Annotated in this window: 3 protein-coding genes and 1 pseudogene; all 4 read left to right on the top strand. The window is 59.3% G+C overall.

Features of this window, described 5'->3' with window-relative positions; all coding sequences use genetic code 11:
• Positions 1-275: pseudogene (locus tag EXE42_RS18755) on the top strand (hypothetical protein); the annotation flags it as partial.
• The gene (locus EXE42_RS15675) at positions 268-525 is read left to right on the top strand and encodes a hypothetical protein (protein ID WP_137706925.1); all 258 of its coding nucleotides are present in this window, start codon (positions 268-270) and stop codon (positions 523-525) included. The pseudogene EXE42_RS18755 and the gene EXE42_RS15675, both read left to right, overlap by 8 nt.
• A complete protein-coding gene (locus tag EXE42_RS15670; protein WP_137706924.1) occupies positions 512-736 on the top strand; it encodes a hypothetical protein in 225 nt (74 codons plus the stop codon). Before EXE42_RS15675 ends, EXE42_RS15670 begins: the two co-directional genes overlap by 14 nt.
• A 54-nt stretch (positions 737-790) precedes the next feature.
• A partial coding sequence (locus EXE42_RS15665) for a hypothetical protein (RefSeq protein WP_137706923.1) occupies positions 791-1,232 on the top strand: 442 nt, incomplete at its 3' end.

Raw genomic sequence — 1,232 nt, 5'->3', positions numbered from 1 at the left:
CGGAGCGAGCCACCGCAAGCGACGGTGAGCGGTACAAGGATCACCGTGTTGTCCAGTTCGTAGAGTACAACGGCCACTTCCAGTTCGGGGAACCGACGAGCGACGGCGGCGGACAGTCGTCCGCCGTTAACGCTGGCTCGACACAGCGAGCCAGCGCCGTTGGCCGTGTCGTGAAACCCGAGTATCAGATGATCTACGAACTGGGTGACACCCCGACGGAGGCGCTGAAGAACGGGATGGAGATCACCGCTGTGTGGGTGTTCAACGATGAGTGACGAAACTGTGACGACGCACCGAGACGAGACGCTTACTGTAACCGAGCGTCCGCCGTCGATTCCTGAAGATATTCACGCGATCACCGACGAACATCTCCACGCACTCGTCCGTCAGGTCGCGAAGGCGTCGTACCGTGCGGCGCGGTACCGCGGGCAGATGCGGGCGGACGCACTCGACCCGACGAAACAGAAGGTGATCGAACGGAAGGCCGAGGAGTGGCTGGACCAGCACAAGGATGAGTACTGCTGAAATCGACGCAGAGGCCCTGAAAGAATACTGTAAGAGATGTGACGAGGAACACATCCATACCTCGCACGGACGCTGTCTCGGGTGCCTCCGTCGCGGTGCGAAGGAGGTGACTGAAACGGCACAGCGACTCGCTTCGGAGACGGGGCAGTCGGTCGAGGAGTTTGCCAGCGACAAGGAAATCCCCGAACTGGACGAGTTAGAGTCTGTCTGAAGTCTAACCCTCTTTTCGCATCTCATTTATATCGGACACGCATACAGAGACGTAATGAGTGACAACGTCTCTGAACCGTGGTGGCCCGATGACATCCGTCTCGTCACAGACACGGATCTCCAAGCGAAACGCTACGCTCGTGGACAACTCTCTGACCCCACCGATTACTCCGCCCGTCTCGTTGAAACAGTACGGCGAGCGGAGGGATTACAGACTGCGTCCGCGGCGATAGACCGTGCGCTTCGCATCCAACTCGCCCACCTCATAGATAGCCGTGACGTGCTGTTCTCGCGGGATGACTACGATGTGTCGTATCTGATTCCACCGCCGAGTTGGGTCAGCGAACAGCGGTTCGAACACCACGAGGTTCTCCCAGTCGAGGAGCTGCCCGACGAGATCCACCCCGAGGATCGATCTATCGCGTTCACCACCTCGGAGGTCGTCTACGCAATGCTTCAGGACGCTGCCGAGCAGACGGAGTACGACACGCTTTCGG

Origin of the sequence: Halorubrum sp. SP3, from assembly GCF_005435195.1 — an archaeon.
In the GTDB taxonomy this organism is placed as follows: Archaea; Halobacteriota; Halobacteria; order Halobacteriales; family Haloferacaceae; genus Halorubrum; species Halorubrum sodomense.
This window is presented reverse-complemented; position numbering and strand designations above follow the sequence as displayed.

What these genes read in the sequence shown, in the direction of transcription:
- EXE42_RS15670 (WP_137706924.1), top strand. Translation starts at nt 512, where the DNA reads ATGAGTACTGCTGAAATCGACGCAGAGGCCCTGAAAGAATACTGTAAG.
- EXE42_RS15675 (WP_137706925.1), top strand. Translation starts at nt 268, where the DNA reads ATGAGTGACGAAACTGTGACGACGCACCGAGACGAGACGCTTACTGTA.